At 64.4% G+C, this 564-nt stretch carries 1 protein-coding gene; it reads right to left on the reverse strand.

The features are described from left to right. On the reverse strand, positions 1–564 hold a 564-nt coding region (locus BSF44_RS29285), incomplete at both ends, for an NAD(P)(+) transhydrogenase (Re/Si-specific) subunit beta (protein ID WP_172435425.1).

The raw sequence follows: 564 nt of genomic DNA on the forward strand, positions 1-564 counted from the left end.
AGCCCGCCGGGCCGGCCGCCTCTGCCGTGTTGCCGAAGCCACCGAGCAGCACATTAAAGAAGGAGCGGTTCATCGCCTTGCACATGATGTACGAGAGGATCGCACCGGACGAGCCTACCAAGGAACCTGCGATGATCAGCATCGAGTTGTTCAGCGAGAAACCGATACCCGCCGCGGCCCAGCCGGAGTAGCTGTTGAGCATCGACACGACCACGGGCATGTCGGCGCCACCGATCGGGATAATGATCAGCACGCCGAGCACGAAGGCCAGGGCCAGCATCACGGCGAAAGCGGTGTAGTCGCCGGTGAGCATGAAGGTCACGCCCAGGCCCAGGGTGGCCAGGCCCAGCAGCAGGTTCAGCTTGTGCTGGCCGCCGAACTGGACCGGCGCACCCTGGAACAGGCGGAACTTGTATTTGCCCGCCAGCTTGCCGAAGGCAATGACCGAGCCGGAGAAGGTGATTGCACCGATGGCGGCACCGAGGAACAGCTCCAGGCGATTACCGGCCGGGATCGCATCGCCGAGGTTCTGCACGATGCCCAGCGACTGCGGCTCGACCACGG

The sequence above is a fragment of the Pseudomonas sp. ACN8 genome (assembly GCF_002303925.1).
Taxonomy (GTDB): domain Bacteria; phylum Pseudomonadota; class Gammaproteobacteria; order Pseudomonadales; family Pseudomonadaceae; genus Aquipseudomonas.